Raw genomic sequence first — 13332 nt, 5'->3', positions numbered from 1 at the left:
ATCCCTCAGATAGCTGACCAAGTTTATCGAATGCTTAGCCATTCATTTTGTTGACTCATTGGCATTGTCTGGCCCAGTTGATCCCTACAAATCCCACCAAATCCTGTTGCTTTGCAATCTAGAATTATCCATTTTTTATCAGGAGAGCGCCATGGCCACCACATCTCGACCGGATCCCCGTCCTGCAGTCACCCTGCCTGTGGGCCGTGACAAGCATGCTCACTACAGTTACCGCGATTTCTTTCGCTTCAACCGAGATCAGGGCACGATCATCGACTGGAACAACACGCAAAATCTCCTGCTCAGCGAAGACTTTATTGTGGGCTTGCAAACAGGCCTGGAACGGGAAGTGGGAGATGCTTCGGCGGCGGTGATGTACACCATTGGCAGAGATTGGGGCATCCGCGATGCCAAGCACTTCTCCGAGTGGTACGAGCGGGAGTATGGGATTGGCGTAAAACAGTCCAACCTTTTGTTTTTGCTGGAGACTTGGTGGTGGCCTTTTACGGCTCAGGGCTGGGGCAAGTGGGAGGTGGAAACCGAATCCAAACAAAAAGGCTTCCTGTTTATCAACTTGTTTGACTCGATGGTGGCTCGCACCCTTGGGGATGTGGGCAAGCCGGTTTGTCATCTCTATGCCGGGCTATTTGCCGGGTTTTTCACCGCTATGACTTCCCGCGAGCTGGCCTGCATCGAGATCCAGTGCTACGCCATGGGGGAAACCTACTGCAAGTTCCTGTTGGGCGGGCAAGAACGCATTGATGCCGCCAATTTTTGGATCACCGAAGGGGCCAGCGCCCGCGAGATCGAGCAGCGTTTGCACCAGTTGTGAGGCTTGCTTGTGGCTTTTGAAGGCTCTCTGGGATCCCTCGACACTTTGGAGAAACGCTCATGGTCACCTTCAACTTAGACACCGATCTGGACTTAACCCAGCCGCTGGCGGTCTTTTTGCAGGGGTTGAACTGGGATAACCGACCCCCGGCCAAGGCTCCCTTTGCTCAAGAGCCGCCGCCGCAGTCCCCCGTGCTCTTTGCCCAGTCGGTGGGCCAGTTTTTTGCCGGCTTCAATTGGTCGGGCATCTGCCCACGCTCAGAGCCGCTGCCGGAATTGCCGGCAGAGGATCCCTTTACCCTTGAGGATTTTGCCGCCTTGTTTGGCGGAGCTTTGCTCTAGCTCTGGTTTGTTCAGGGCTCTCAGTTGTGCTCTCTCGATCCGTGCTCTAAGGAGACTTCACCCATGGATGACCTTCACTCTTGGCCGGAGCGCATTGCCGATCGAGAAGGGGGTTACCTAACACCCGACGATCTGCAAGACCTGATTCGTTACTCTCTCTCTTTTGAAGAACGGCTGGAGCTTTACCAGGTCTTACAACAGCAGGAGCTGACCTGGATCCAAAAGGTTTTGCAACAGCAGGGGCCAACCCCCGTCGCGACAGCGTTGCCCAGCAGCAATCCCGCCAGAGAGGGGGCAGAACCTTCTCTAACCCCGGCTCAGCGCCTCTTGGCTCGTCAATTGGCCTTTTGTTTGCGCTCCCTGGGCCTGAGTCTGTTGCTGGGGGATCCCACCCCTGTGCAGCAGGTAACTCTTGGTGCGATGGAACAGTACCTAGGGTTGCCGCAAGCGCTCGCTCAGCTACGGGCAGTGGTTCAGGGATCCCTGCCGGCGGATCAGCAGGGGTTGCTTGCCCCCTACTGGCAAGAGCTACAAGCTGTCTGCGCCACTTCTCAGGCCCAGTTCCCTTCCCCCTCTTCTTCTAGGTCTGAGACAGTTCCGCCGGAGAGGGCTCTCACCTTGGCGGAAATGTTTGTGTGAAGCCCACTGAAGGAGGCTCTATCTATGAATTCAAGGGTTGCCGAGCTGATGCACCAAAGTGAGGGCCGCTATCTGCGCCCAGATGAGTTGAAAACTCTACACGCCTACGTGGAAGGGATCCCGAAGCGGGTCCGCCTTTACCAGGTTCTGCAGGCCAAAGAACAAGAGCTGCTGGATCGGGTGATGGAGAAGTTTCAGCCGATGATGCCGAATTTAATCCGCCAGCATGGTCACCTGGCCTGGGAGCGCTGCCGCCGGGATCTGAGCATGGTGTGGCGCTACTGCTGCATGGCTATGCTGCTCAACGACGAAGACTACCTGAGGGATAAATTGCTCTACTGGCTGGAGACGATCCTGAAATCGTTCAAGATGCGCGACCAATGCCAGCCTGCCTACAAGTTAATGCTCGACTCCCTGACCTACATCTTTGGGGCAGAAGAGAGCGAGATGATCCGTCCTTATCTGCTTTTGGCCAAATCCATGCTGGTTAACTAGGTCCATTCGCCCTCAATGGATTCCCTAGTTTTGCCAATCCACCGGACATTCATCCCTTCACTCCAAAAGGCCAAGTTCCAGCCGCCCTCAAATCCGTCCATCCCCCTGTGAGATAGCCATGACTACCCTGCAAGAGATTCTGCAAGACCAGATCTTGCCCGGACACTGCTTTAGCCCTGCCTACTACATCCGCCCTGACATCCACACCGGACTGCTGTACAGCCGCGGAGGATACCGCTTGGCGGCCTTTCCCATGCCCCTGCTGGAAGCTCTCTACTCCGGCCTGCGCTATGAAACTGGCCAAGCCACCCGCGTCATTCTCTACAACTGTGGCCGCGATTGGGGAGAGGCGTTTTTCCGCCGTGTTGAAGACGAGCTTTCCGGCTACTACCAGCAGCCGCTGCAGGAATTGCCGATGGGGATCTTCCTGGATGCCCTCAGCGACCTCTGGGCCACCCACGGTTGGGGACGCCTGGAGCTGGACTTTTCCGCTGCTGACCACGGCTTGGTTCAAGCCGGGATCCGCCATTCCGGGTTTGCCCTTGCCGCTCGCGCCAGCTTCAACCCGGAGGAAGCTTCTACACGGCAAGAGCCTGCCGGATACCTAGAGGCGGGAATGCTGGCCAGCCTCTTCTCATTGCTTTCGGGGCGGGATCTCATCTGCGTACAGACCACCTGCGAATCCCTGGGGGCCGATCTCAACCGCTTCCTCATCGGCACGGCTCAGCGGCTGCACCACTGCGAGGAATGGGTGCGCAAGGGCCTCTCCCACGAGGAGATTCTGGATCGGCTCACCGCCAGTCCCTAGGGCCAGAGCTGTTTTCAGGGGCTCGCTAGGGCAGGTAGGGCTGAAAATCTTGGGTGACCGTCAGAGTCAAGTTGGCATTGGCGTCGATCACCGCCACTTCCGGCGCCGTTACATTGCCGATGACAGCCCCTGCCGCCGCTCCACCCAGCACTTTCTCCGTCGAGATCACGCGGTCGCCGAACAAGCCTCCCAAGATGGCCCCCGCAGCTGCCCCAATCAAGGCATCTTGCACAATCGCTTCCCCGGAAGTGTGGCGGGGATCCTTGCGCAGCGGGATAACCTGGCTCTGAGCGTAGAGGGGGTAGGATTGGCCGTTGAAAATCAAAGCCCGCGAAACAAACTGGGTGCCGCCGCTCACCGGCTGAAATTGGCCTTCCAAAACAGCCCCCGCCGGGACGACCATGTTGCCGTAGATGTCCCGCAGAGGGGTATCCAAGCTAAGGCTGACGGCGCGGGTTTCCCCAGGGGCAATCAAGAGGGTTTCTGGGGAGCGATGCACCGCCTGGATCAGATCCCCAGAGCGCAATAGCAACGTGGTTTGCAGTTGAAAGGGCTGGCCAGGTTGCAGGGGTTGAGGGCCAGGGGGAAGGGGGCGAGGATTCACAGGACGCCATCCCTCACCGGCAGGCGGTGGTGGCAAGGGCCCCATTTGGGCCAAAACTGGGGCGGCCATCTGCGCTGAGAGCAATCCGCCAAGCAGAGGAGCCAACAGGCGGCTGGCTGGGTTGGTCATGGTCTTACCCCCATTCATCATTCCTACGCTAGCTGCAAACCGGACAAAACCGGGAGCCTTTCGGGCCTTACCTATCTTTTACCTATCTTGATCAAAGCCAACTGAATGGAAATGGGCTACCTCAGGTGAGCAGATTCCGCTGCTCTTCGCTCCAGATAGAAGTACGGAAAAACGCTAGGGTTGCCCACTCTGGGATCCCTGCTGTCCATGTTAGATTAGGCCCTAGGTTTCTCCCCCTGCGTGGGGCCGAAGTCTTGCAGCATCCCAACCCTCTTCTTGTAGCTATGAAGCGCAGAACATCCATGCCGGGCCAGCCCTCTCCCGGGTCAGAAGCTTCCGCCCAACCTGCTCAATCCTCTTTCCAGCCTTTTGCCATCTCCACTTGGAAGTCTCTTCTCTCGTCAGTGCTGCTGGTGCTGCTGGGCATTGGGCTGGGAGCGGCTCTGGTGGGGGGCAAGGGGGTATCTGCCCAAACGACGACAACCCCGCCCCAACTGAACCTGAATTTCATCGCCGATGTGGCCCAAAAGGTGGGGCCGGCGGTGGTTCGCATTGATTCGGAGCGGACGGTGCGCGCCCCTGCGCCTTTTCCGGAGGAGTTTTTCAGCGATCCCTTTTTCCGGGATTTCTTTGGCCAAGCGATCCCTTCCATCCCTCGGCAGCGGCGACAGCAGGGAACCGGCTCTGGGTTCATCATCAGCCCAGACGGCCAGATCATCACCAATGCCCATGTGGTCGAGGGATCCGACAAGGTAACGGTGACGCTCAAGGATACCCGCAGCTTTGATGGGCAGGTAATCGGTTCGGATCCGGTTACGGACATCGCCGTGGTGAAGATCAACGCCCAGAACCTGCCGACCGTGAAGCTGGGGCGCTCGGAAACCCTGGAGCCGGGCCAGTGGGCCATTGCCATCGGCAACCCCCTGGGTTTGGATAACACCGTTACGGCTGGGATCATCAGCGCTTTGGGCCGTTCCAGCGGGGAGATTCGGGTGCCTGACAAGCGGGTATCTTTTATCCAAACGGATGCGGCCATTAACCCCGGCAACTCCGGCGGCCCGCTGCTCAACGCTCAAGGGGAGGTGATAGGGGTGAACACCGCCATCATCCAGGGAGCGCAAGGGTTGGGCTTCGCCATCCCCATTGAGACGGCCCAGCGGGTGGCCAATCAGTTGATCACTCGCGGCAAGGTGGATCACCCCTACCTGGGCATCCGCATGCTCACGCTGACTCCAGAGCTGAAGGAGCGCCTCAACCAGGATCCCAATAGCCGCATTTTGATAACGGTGGATCAGGGTGTACTGATTGGCGAAGTCATCCAGGGATCCCCAGCGGAACGGGCAGGGCTGCGGTCTGGGGATGTCATTCTCTCCATCAATGGTCGTGCCGTAACCACAGCCGATCAGGTGCAACAGGAGGTGGAGCGCACTGAGGTGGGCAGCACCCTGGAGCTGGAGATCGAGCGAGCCGGGCGGCGACAGAAGATCCGCGCGGTAACAGGCTCTTTCCCGGCCCCCAGCGGAGGCTGATCGCGCCAGCGGGACGGAGTCCTTTTGGACGTTGTTCACCACCCCTCCGATCGCGCCAGCGGGACGGAGTCCTTGACCCCAGCGACACAGCAGGGTTGTTCTCAATGGGGGTGAACTTCCCTCTTCCCCTGGGAGAGGGGCTGGGGCGGTGCTGAACACTTGGGCTATTTCAAACCAACTTGCAGTGACCGTACTGGCGATCTCTACGGTTGGTTCTTGCAGTTACGGCTCAGGGAAAATAATGGTTTAATGGTGACTTAACAGTCGAAACTTCCTGGCCCAGGCCGGAACGCTCTCGGCAGGGCCCCTTGATCTTGAGTTTGGGATCCCTTCTCCCCTTGCCTATGCTGAAAACCACTCGTCGCTTGGCTTTGCTGGCCCTGTCGGGGCTGGCAGCTCTTGTTCTCACTCCCCAAGGGGGCCTCGCCAAGCCCATTACCGTCGGCTCCAAGGACTTTACCGAGCAGTTTATTTTGGGGGAAATGTACGCCTTAGCCCTGGAGGCGGCAGGGTTCACGGTGGAGCGCAAGCTCAACCTGGGCGGAACACCGGTAGCCCATGCGGGCTTGTTGAGCGGCGAGATCGATCTCTACCCCGAGTACACCGGCACTGGCCTGCTGACAGTGCTCAAGTTGCCCAGCAGCGGCGACCCGGCAGAGGTGTACGCGACGGTGGCCCGCGAGTACGAGAGCCAGTTCCAACTGATTTGGCTGGATCCCGCCCCCCTGAACAACACCCAGGCCCTGGCCATGACCCGCGCCAGAGCGGCTGAGCTGGGCATTGCCACCATCTCGGACATGGTGGCCAAAGCGGGCGAGCTGGTGATGATCGGGCCGCCGGAGTTTCAAGCCCGCGAGGATGGCCTACCTGGGATCCAAGCCGTCTACGGTAACTTCCGGCTCAAGGCCTACAAAGCAGTGGATCCCGGCCTCCGCTACCAGGGCTTGGTCAATGGGGAAGCGGATGTGGCAGTGGCCTTCGGCACCGATGGAGAAATTGCCGCCTTTGACCTGGTGCTGCTGGAGGATGACAAGCAGCTTTTCCCCCCCTACCAGGTGGCGCCGGTGGTGCGCAAGGATACCCTGGAGGCCAACCCCGGCATTGCCGCTGCTTTGAATGCCCTCTCCCCTCTGCTGACGGATGAGGTGATGCAGCGGTTGAACTACGAGGTGAGCGGCAACCGCAAGGAGCCGGCGGAGGTGGCCAGAGCCTTCTTGGTGGAAGCCGGCATTCTCAAGAAATAACCTTGCCTGTTGCATGAGACCCTGAGGTGAGCACCGTCGAGTTCGAGCGGGTGTCGCTGCGCTTTCCCCACAGTTCCCAGCCGGCTGTGGAGGAGTGCAGTTTTTCCATAGAATCGGGCCAGTTGGTGGTCATCCTGGGGCCTTCTGGCTGTGGCAAAACCACCCTTCTGAAAATGGTGAATCGCTTGCTGGATCCCACCCAGGGGCAGATTCGCTTGGACGGGCGGGATATCCGCCAGTTTCCCATCACGGCTCTGCGGCAGCGGATCGGCTATGTTATCCAGCAATCGGGGCTGTTTCCCCACATGACGGTGGCCCAGAATGTGGCGGTAGTGCCGCGACTTTTGGGGTGGCCGAAGGAGCGCATCCGCGAGCGGGTGGACGAGCTGCTCAGCTTGGTTAATTTGCCCCCCCACGAGTACCGCCACCGCTACCCTGCCCAACTGTCGGGTGGACAACAACAGCGGGTCGGTCTGGCTCGGGCGCTGGCCGGGGATCCAGGGCTGCTGCTGATGGACGAGCCCTTTGGGGCCATCGACGCCATTACCCGCAGCAAGCTGCAAGAGGAGATCCTGCGCCTGCAACGGCAATTGAAAAAAACCATCCTGTTCGTCTCCCACGATGTGGAAGAGGCGCTGCGCCTGGCGGATCGCATTTTGGTGATGCAGAAGGGGCGGGTGGTGCAGTTCGACACTCCCTTTCGGCTGCTCACCCAGCCGGCTACTCCCTTTGTCAGGGAACTGCTGGGGGCAGATGACATGGTACGGCAGTTGAGTGTGCTGCGGGTGGAAACGGCGATGGCCGGGATCCCGCACAACCACAAAATCCAAGAGGGAGCGATGGTGAGGCCCCAGGCCACTTTGCGGCAAGCCTTGTCCCTGCTGTTGCGCACAGGGGCGGCAGCCCTGACGGTGTGGGAGGACGGGCGGGCCATCGGCGTTTTGACCTTGGATCACATTCGCAGCTTGGCCATGCTGGAGGGGGGATCCGCGTGAGCTATCTCCTCAACCACCCCGGCCTGATGTGGCAGCTCACCCAAGAGCATCTGGCGATGGTGGGGATGACCTTGGGCATGGCGGTGGTGCTGGCGGTGCCGCTGGCTCTGCTGGTTCACCACGTGCGCTGGTTGGCCCTGCCGGTCATGGGGATCCTCAGCATCCTGTACACAGTGCCCAGCCTGGCTTTGATCATTTTGTTGGTGCCCTGGCTTGGCCTCAATGCCCGCTCGGTGGTGGTGGCGATGGTGATCTACACGCAGGTGATCTTGGTGCGCCATTTTTGCGTGGGCCTGCGCTCGGTCGAGCCTGCCATCCTGGAAGCTGCCAAGGGCATGGGGATGAACCTCTGGCAACGGTGGTGGCAGGTGCAGGTGCCGCTCATGCTGCCCATTGTTTTGGCAGGGCTGCGGCTGGCGGCAATTGTGGCCATTGCCATTGCCACCGTGGGCGCCAAGTTTGGGGCAGGGGGACTGGGAACCCTGCTGTTCGATGGCATTGCCCAGGCCGGTCGCTACGACAAGATCTGGGCCGGATCCCTGGCGGTGGGATCCCTGGCCTTGCTGGTGAACACAGCCTTGCTCAGCCTGGAATGGGCGGCCCGTCGTGGCTGAGGGGGTAGACTTAAGGACTCCGTCCCGCTGGCGCGATCGGGCAGGTTTATCCTCTAGTTGTGTGGGGCGAAACTGGGTGTAGCATGGGTGAGCAACCAGGGACTCCGTCCCGCTGGCGTGAGCGGGTGAGAGATTGGTCATCCCGCGCCGATTGGGAGCTGATGGAAGCGCTCAAGGCGGGGCAACCTGCTGCTCTGGCTGCGCTCTACGATCGCTATGCCGGCTTGGTCTATGGGCTGGCCTTCAAGATCCTGGGCCACGTGGCCGAGGCAGAAGACCTGACTCAGGAGGTGTTTGTCGAGCTGTGGCGCAAGGTTGGCTGTGATCCAAGGACTCCGTCCGAGTCGCGCGAGCGGCGGGGATCCCTGAGCAGTTTTTTGTGCATCCTGACCCGCTCGCGGGCCATTGACCGTCTGCGTTCTCAGGGCAGCCACCAACTTCTTTTGAAACGCTGGCAGACCATTCTCAGCGCCGATCGCGTCAGCGGGACGGAGTCCTTTAGCAAGACTCGGTTCCCTTTTGAGCAGGTTTCCATCGAGGAGCGGCGGCAAGCGGTGCAAGCGGCCCTCAGCCAATTGCCCGAAAACCAACGGCAGATCCTGGAGTTGCTCTATTACCAAGGGTTGAGCCAGGCGGACATTGCTCGCCAATTGGGGATCCCGTTGGGGACGGTTAAGACCCGCTCTCGCCAAGCTCTCTGCAAATTGCGGGGATCCCTGCGCGCCCTTCTGGGTTTCTGCTCGCGTTAGCGGGACCGCGTCCTTTCGCGTCAGCGGGACGGAGTCCTAGGTTTGGAGTTGAGTTCTGGTGTCGGGATGGCCATGTCTGATCGCGTCAGCGGGACGGAGTCCTATCGCGTCGGCGGGACGGAGTCCTTATCCACCTCGCCCCCTTTAACAGAGGAACGGGAAGAACTGGCCGGCTATCTGCTGGGGGACTTGTCTCCCGAGCAGGCGAGTGCTCTAGAGGCACGCCTAACTCAAGACCCTCGGCTGGTGGCCGAACTGCAAGCCTTGCAAGAAACCTTGGAATTGTTGCCCTACGGATTGCCAGGAGTACTCCCGCCCGCCAGCTTGCGCGATAAGGTGATGGCAGAGGTGGGGGCTATCGGCTTACGCGAGCAGGAGATGGCAGTCCCCCTTCACTCTCCACTGCCTGCTTTTGGGGTGGGGTGGCGCTGGTTGGGAGGCTTGGTGGCGGCAATTTTGGTTCTGCTCAGCTTGGACAACTGGCGACTGCGGCAAGCTCTGCAACTGGCCCAGCTAGAATCGGTGCGGGCATTATCCCATCTCTTGCAACAGCCGGGATCCCGTCTGGTGCATTTGCAGGGGGAGGCGGGGACGGCCAACGTGCTGTTTCGCCCAGGAGACTGGCAGGAGGTTATCTTGGCCGCACGGGATCTGCCCCAACCGGTGGCGGGGGAGCGCTACTCCCTCTGGCTCAAGCTGGATAATGGCGAGTTCCTCCACTGTGGTGACTTTCAGGTGGATGCTCAAGGCTCTGCTCTGGTGGCCCTACGCCCATCCCGCACGTTGCCGGCAGGTACCCGCGCCCAAGAGCTGCTGGTCGCGACCGGTTCCCGCCAACTGCCCGCTCGCGCTACTCGGACGGAGTCCTTGAAACCCCTTCTGACGGGCAAGGTGTGAGGTGAGAGGAAGGGTTGACCTGCGGAGGTTGGCTGTGCTGGTGGGGGCGCTACTGGCCCTTCTGGCCTTGTGGTGGACGGATCCCACGCCAACAACCCTAAGCCAATACGTTACTTCTTTGCAGGAGCGCACTCCTTCTCAACTCCACAACATTCGCCGAGCCGCCCAAAGCCTGGATGGGGTTTACATCATGCCTGCAGCACGCTCACGGGAACAGGCAGAAGTGATTTTTTCCTTCAACCAAGTGGTGGGGCCGCGCAGCCTGGAACGAGGCTATGTGCCCGCGCCGGTGTTTATGGTGGCCGAAACCCTGGATTCGGTTGGGGGAGGAATCTGTCAGGTGTCCTCTAGCCTTTACAATGCCGCTCTGTTGGCAGGGCTGGAGGTGGTGGAGAGGCACCCCCATTACCGGCAGGTAGAGTCGGTGCCCCCTGGCTTAGATGCCACCGTTTGGTACGGCTTGGCCGACCTCAAGCTGCGCAACCCTTTCCCCTGGCCGGTGCGCCTACGAGTTCAGATCCGCGGCCCAAATCTGATTGTGTCCGTGCTGGGACGGGGATCCCGCCACGCCCTGAGGATCCCACCCATCCGTGTAGAGGGGCACCGGCTGGATCCCCGGCATTTGCAGGTGAGCGTGTATCGGGGTAACGAGCGCCTCTCCCAAGATCGCTATGTCGTTGCTCCCTAGCCTCTCATCGCGCCAGCGGGACGGAGTCCTTTTTTCGCCCCATTGGCCCCCTACTTCAGCGTCTCAGGAGCAACTCCCCAGCAACCTCCACACAGGGATCCATGTTAATTTCTACACCAACATGGTTAGCGACAGGGTCGGCGACAAGCCTCAAACCCTGATTCTTCCGTTGACCCGGTCGATCCCGCTCTGGGCAAGGGTTTCAGGCCTCTCGGCGGAGAAAAATAAGGGGAAATTGCAGCCGTTCGCGCCAGCGGGACGGAGTCCTTTCGCGCCAGCGGGACGGAGTCCTTAAACGAGACCCTGTCGATCTAGGCCCCTGGATCCCGCTCTGGGCAAGGGTTATAATCGGCGGAAGTCGCTTCCTTTCGGGGCAGTGGAATTAATGAAAACTCAATGGAAAATTAATCGAGCCAAGCGAATAACTATTAAAATGAAGATTATCAAATAGCAAACAAATGTAGCGATACTCGTGGTTAAAAATAGAACTCCGCCCCATTTCCGGAGGAGAGGCTCCAGAAAGTTTGTGCATGGGAGGAGACGAATAGTCCACTTTACACTGGTATCATCGCCATCGAATTGAAATAACCAGGCCCAAAGATAGAAAAAATGAGTCGCGAGGTAGAGCGCAATATCGCTCTTTCTTGATTCAAAAACGCTAATGAATGTGATCATCAAAGCTATATGCACAAATGCCCATAAAGTAAGCAGCAAAATAAGCAGCGCTCCAAACATCATTAGAAGCCAACCGGCGACTCCAAGACGCATGAGAAACAGGGCACAGACAAAAAGGATCTCCACTCCAACTAGGAGAAGTTTGGTTGGTGTATTCAGGCTTTCATGTTCTACCATATTACTTCCTTTTTTCGCGTTGTTCGTAATATGTGTCTCAGACAAGCTTAATAACTGCAGGCGTGATGATCTAGATCTGATCTGGCACTTTTGGCAGGGGTAGTTGAAACGGATGATGGTCGAAGCGAATACGCTGTACTCGGTAATTTCCTGTTAATGGAACCGATCCTGAGCCGCAAGCAACTTCCACGCCACCCGGATCAACCGTTGTTCCGAATGCGATACCTTATTTTATGTAGGTTTGCGTAGCAAAAACCCTATACCTGATAAGTCACTTCCCTTTGGGGAAGCGGGATTCATGGAAACACTCAAAGCAGACGGCCCAAGCGTTGCCGCAATTCGGTGGCAGCCAGCTCTAGGTGCTCGGGGGTGTAGCCGGTGGTTTCTACTCTGACAGCGAGGTGGGTGTCCTGGCTCTCGTGGAGGTGGATCCACAGAATGTGGCGGCCATCTTCGGTTTTGCGGTTTGAGGCTTTGACGCTGTTTTTGGGGGCAGCGTAGGCGTGTGGATCGTATCGAACCAGATCCACCCAGGGAATGTCTCGCAGGAGTCTTTCCACTTTGGCCCAACTGCGGGGTCGGTGATGGCTGGCATCGCTTCGGATTTGGATGATCTGGGAGCGATCTCGGCCTGAATCGGGGAGAGCTGCCCGTGGGATCCGGGGCTGAACTTGCGGCTGTAGGTAGGGCAAGTAGACCAGGGATTTGTATTGCTCATGGATGTAGCAAACCGGGACCCCCAATTGGCTGCCCACCACAGCCATGATCATGGCTTGGGCTTTGAACCCGCCGGTAGCGGCAAAGGTGACGATCCCCTTGGCGCTCTCTGCCAACTGTTTCAACAGCTCGGCCATCCGCTCCAGAGAGGATCCCTCTAGCTCGTAGTTGATGCCGGGAAGGGGAACCAAAGAGACCTGCTGCTGACCCAGCTCTTGCTCAAAAAAGAGCTTCAAAATCTGGGCACACTCCAATCCGTCGGGGGTTTCTGAGTGCAGCAAAATCAAGGCATCATTCGAGGTGGGATCCAGTCGCAAGTAGGTGTTGGTTTCGGCACTGATCAATTCCAGGTCTACTTTTTTCATCCAAGCCAGAGCACGCTGGGGATCCCCGATGTTTTTTTGTCCTACCCAGGGACGCTGCGGCTGCAGGTCTTTGTCAAGGTTGGTGAGCAAGGAGGTGCCCACCGTCATGATGATGGTCTGCATGGATGGCCGGTTAACTCAAACTTTTCGAGGGCTCTGTTCCGCTTTGTGCTCAGAGCAGCTTGGCCTTGCGGATTCTGCCATCTTCCTTTAGATCCAGAACTTCCACCTGCACCTCTTGCCCCACCGAGAGGGATCCCGCCTGTTTGGGCTTCTTCTGGGTGAGCTTGGTGTCTGTGTCCAGAATCTGGAAGGTGACTTCGTTGCCCTTGATGTTGGTGATGGTGGCCTTCAGCTTTTGCCCGGTCTGGAAGCAGGCTTTGCGGGCCTGATGCTGGGCCTGGTCTTGTTGGTGTTGATGGTTTTGTTGTTGTCTGTCGTCCTGGGATTTGTTTCCCGCCCCTTGGGGAATCTCGCCAATGGGGCTCCCTCCATCCTTGTAGTAGCGGGCCAGCCGGGCTGCCCAGCCCAGGATCTGCAGCATCTCTGCCGGCCTGTCCTGCAGAGGTTGCAAGTACCTTTTGCAGGTTTCGTCAATAAGCTGATAGTATCTTCTGGTTTGTTGGGTACGGCATAGGCCAGTTTCCCGCACCAGCTCGCCGGTGAATCGGAAAAAGCGGGATCCCGCGTCAGGGTGATGGGCGACCGAGCGCAGATAGGCGATGCACTTGCTCAACTCGTCGACATCCACCCTTTCTTTGGCCAAGGTCATGGCGATGCCGTGGGCGAGATCCCAAGATTGGGGGCTGAGATCGACAGTGTCTGACAGCATGG

At 58.7% G+C, this 13332-nt stretch carries 15 protein-coding genes; 12 read left to right on the top strand and 3 right to left on the bottom strand.

Annotated elements, in window-relative coordinates; all coding sequences use genetic code 11:
• The first annotated feature begins 151 nt into the window (after positions 1 to 151).
• The 5 genes from ACVW0B_RS02000 to ACVW0B_RS01980 all read left to right on the top strand — a co-directional run bounded on the left by ACVW0B_RS02000 (position 152) and on the right by ACVW0B_RS01980 (position 3115).
• A complete protein-coding gene (locus ACVW0B_RS02000) occupies positions 152 to 832 on the top strand; it encodes a V4R domain-containing protein (RefSeq protein WP_414331881.1) in 681 nt (226 codons plus the stop codon).
• Between the two features lie 59 nt (positions 833 to 891).
• Positions 892 to 1173 (top strand): hypothetical protein, encoded by a 282-nt coding sequence (locus ACVW0B_RS01995; RefSeq protein WP_457490814.1) that lies wholly within the window; start codon positions 892 to 894, stop codon positions 1171 to 1173.
• Positions 1174 to 1236: 63 nt separating this feature from the next.
• Complete coding sequence (locus ACVW0B_RS01990) at positions 1237 to 1812, top strand: hypothetical protein (RefSeq protein ID WP_457490813.1); 576 nt, start codon at positions 1237 to 1239, stop codon at positions 1810 to 1812.
• Positions 1813 to 1836: 24 nt separating this feature from the next.
• Complete coding sequence (locus ACVW0B_RS01985; protein ID WP_011432225.1) at positions 1837 to 2307, top strand: globin family protein; 471 nt, start codon at positions 1837 to 1839, stop codon at positions 2305 to 2307.
• A 118-nt stretch (positions 2308 to 2425) separates the two neighbouring features.
• Positions 2426 to 3115, top strand: coding sequence for a V4R domain-containing protein (locus ACVW0B_RS01980; RefSeq protein WP_457490812.1), 690 nt, complete (start codon positions 2426 to 2428; stop codon positions 3113 to 3115).
• A gap of 25 nt (positions 3116 to 3140) precedes the next feature.
• Here the strand turns inward: ACVW0B_RS01980 and ACVW0B_RS01975 are convergent, their stop codons facing one another.
• Positions 3141 to 3848 (bottom strand): hypothetical protein, encoded by a 708-nt coding sequence (locus ACVW0B_RS01975; protein ID WP_011432227.1) that lies wholly within the window; start codon positions 3846 to 3848, stop codon positions 3141 to 3143.
• Between the two features lie 284 nt (positions 3849 to 4132).
• Here ACVW0B_RS01975 and ACVW0B_RS01970 point away from each other — a divergent pair, with 284 nt between their 5' ends.
• The 7 genes from ACVW0B_RS01970 to ACVW0B_RS01940 all read left to right on the top strand — a co-directional run bounded on the left by ACVW0B_RS01970 (position 4133) and on the right by ACVW0B_RS01940 (position 10564).
• Positions 4133 to 5377 carry an HhoA/HhoB/HtrA family serine endopeptidase gene (locus ACVW0B_RS01970; RefSeq protein ID WP_457490811.1) on the top strand — a complete coding sequence of 415 codons (1245 nt, stop codon included), beginning with the start codon at positions 4133 to 4135 and terminating at the stop codon, positions 5375 to 5377.
• 344 nt (positions 5378 to 5721) lie between these two features.
• Positions 5722 to 6621 carry a glycine betaine ABC transporter substrate-binding protein gene (locus tag ACVW0B_RS01965; RefSeq protein ID WP_457490856.1) on the top strand — a complete coding sequence of 300 codons (900 nt, stop codon included), beginning with the start codon at positions 5722 to 5724 and terminating at the stop codon, positions 6619 to 6621.
• 26 nt (positions 6622 to 6647) lie between these two features.
• Positions 6648 to 7616 (top strand): ABC transporter ATP-binding protein, encoded by a 969-nt coding sequence (locus ACVW0B_RS01960; RefSeq protein WP_414344040.1) that lies wholly within the window; start codon positions 6648 to 6650, stop codon positions 7614 to 7616.
• On the top strand, positions 7613 to 8230 hold the full coding sequence (locus ACVW0B_RS01955) for an ABC transporter permease (protein ID WP_414344038.1): 618 nt from the start codon (positions 7613 to 7615) through the stop codon (positions 8228 to 8230). The genes ACVW0B_RS01960 and ACVW0B_RS01955 overlap by 4 nt, the downstream gene beginning before the upstream one ends.
• Positions 8231 to 8313: 83 nt before the next feature.
• A complete protein-coding gene (locus ACVW0B_RS01950; RefSeq protein ID WP_049749556.1) occupies positions 8314 to 8979 on the top strand; it encodes a sigma-70 family RNA polymerase sigma factor in 666 nt (221 codons plus the stop codon).
• A gap of 72 nt (positions 8980 to 9051) precedes the next feature.
• Complete coding sequence (locus ACVW0B_RS01945) at positions 9052 to 9876, top strand: anti-sigma factor domain-containing protein (protein ID WP_457490810.1); 825 nt, start codon at positions 9052 to 9054, stop codon at positions 9874 to 9876.
• Between the two features lies 1 nt (position 9877).
• Entirely contained in the window at positions 9878 to 10564 is a 687-nt protein-coding gene (locus ACVW0B_RS01940) for a VanW family protein (protein ID WP_457490809.1), read from the top strand.
• A 1160-nt stretch (positions 10565 to 11724) separates the two neighbouring features.
• Here ACVW0B_RS01940 and ACVW0B_RS01935 read toward each other — a convergent pair.
• Both ACVW0B_RS01935 and ACVW0B_RS01930 read right to left on the bottom strand, forming a co-directional pair.
• Positions 11725 to 12621, bottom strand: coding sequence for a putative CRISPR-associated protein (locus ACVW0B_RS01935; RefSeq protein WP_457490808.1), 897 nt, complete (start codon positions 12619 to 12621; stop codon positions 11725 to 11727).
• 49 nt (positions 12622 to 12670) lie between these two features.
• Positions 12671 to 13330, bottom strand: a complete 660-nt coding sequence (locus ACVW0B_RS01930; protein WP_457466716.1) for a hypothetical protein — start codon at positions 13328 to 13330, stop codon at positions 12671 to 12673.
• Positions 13331 to 13332 lie beyond the last annotated feature (2 nt).

It is taken from the genome of Thermostichus sp. MS-CIW-23 (assembly GCF_054059455.1).
Note: the sequence above shows the minus strand (reverse complement) of the source record. Positions and strands in the feature narration are given on the sequence as shown.

What these genes read in the sequence shown, in the direction of transcription:
- ACVW0B_RS01945 (WP_457490810.1), top strand. Translation starts at nt 9,052, where the DNA reads ATGTCTGATCGCGTCAGCGGGACGGAGTCCTATCGCGTCGGCGGGACG.
- ACVW0B_RS01930 (WP_457466716.1), bottom strand. Translation starts at nt 13,330, where the DNA reads ATGCTGTCAGACACTGTCGATCTCAGCCCCCAATCTTGGGATCTCGCC.
- ACVW0B_RS01995 (WP_457490814.1), top strand. Translation starts at nt 892, where the DNA reads ATGGTCACCTTCAACTTAGACACCGATCTGGACTTAACCCAGCCGCTG.
- ACVW0B_RS01990 (WP_457490813.1), top strand. Translation starts at nt 1,237, where the DNA reads ATGGATGACCTTCACTCTTGGCCGGAGCGCATTGCCGATCGAGAAGGG.
- ACVW0B_RS01935 (WP_457490808.1), bottom strand. Translation starts at nt 12,621, where the DNA reads ATGCAGACCATCATCATGACGGTGGGCACCTCCTTGCTCACCAACCTT.
- ACVW0B_RS01965 (WP_457490856.1), top strand. Translation starts at nt 5,722, where the DNA reads ATGCTGAAAACCACTCGTCGCTTGGCTTTGCTGGCCCTGTCGGGGCTG.
- ACVW0B_RS02000 (WP_414331881.1), top strand. Translation starts at nt 152, where the DNA reads ATGGCCACCACATCTCGACCGGATCCCCGTCCTGCAGTCACCCTGCCT.
- ACVW0B_RS01975 (WP_011432227.1), bottom strand. Translation starts at nt 3,848, where the DNA reads ATGACCAACCCAGCCAGCCGCCTGTTGGCTCCTCTGCTTGGCGGATTG.
- ACVW0B_RS01985 (WP_011432225.1), top strand. Translation starts at nt 1,837, where the DNA reads ATGAATTCAAGGGTTGCCGAGCTGATGCACCAAAGTGAGGGCCGCTAT.
- ACVW0B_RS01950 (WP_049749556.1), top strand. Translation starts at nt 8,314, where the DNA reads ATGGGTGAGCAACCAGGGACTCCGTCCCGCTGGCGTGAGCGGGTGAGA.
- ACVW0B_RS01980 (WP_457490812.1), top strand. Translation starts at nt 2,426, where the DNA reads ATGACTACCCTGCAAGAGATTCTGCAAGACCAGATCTTGCCCGGACAC.
- ACVW0B_RS01970 (WP_457490811.1), top strand. Translation starts at nt 4,133, where the DNA reads ATGAAGCGCAGAACATCCATGCCGGGCCAGCCCTCTCCCGGGTCAGAA.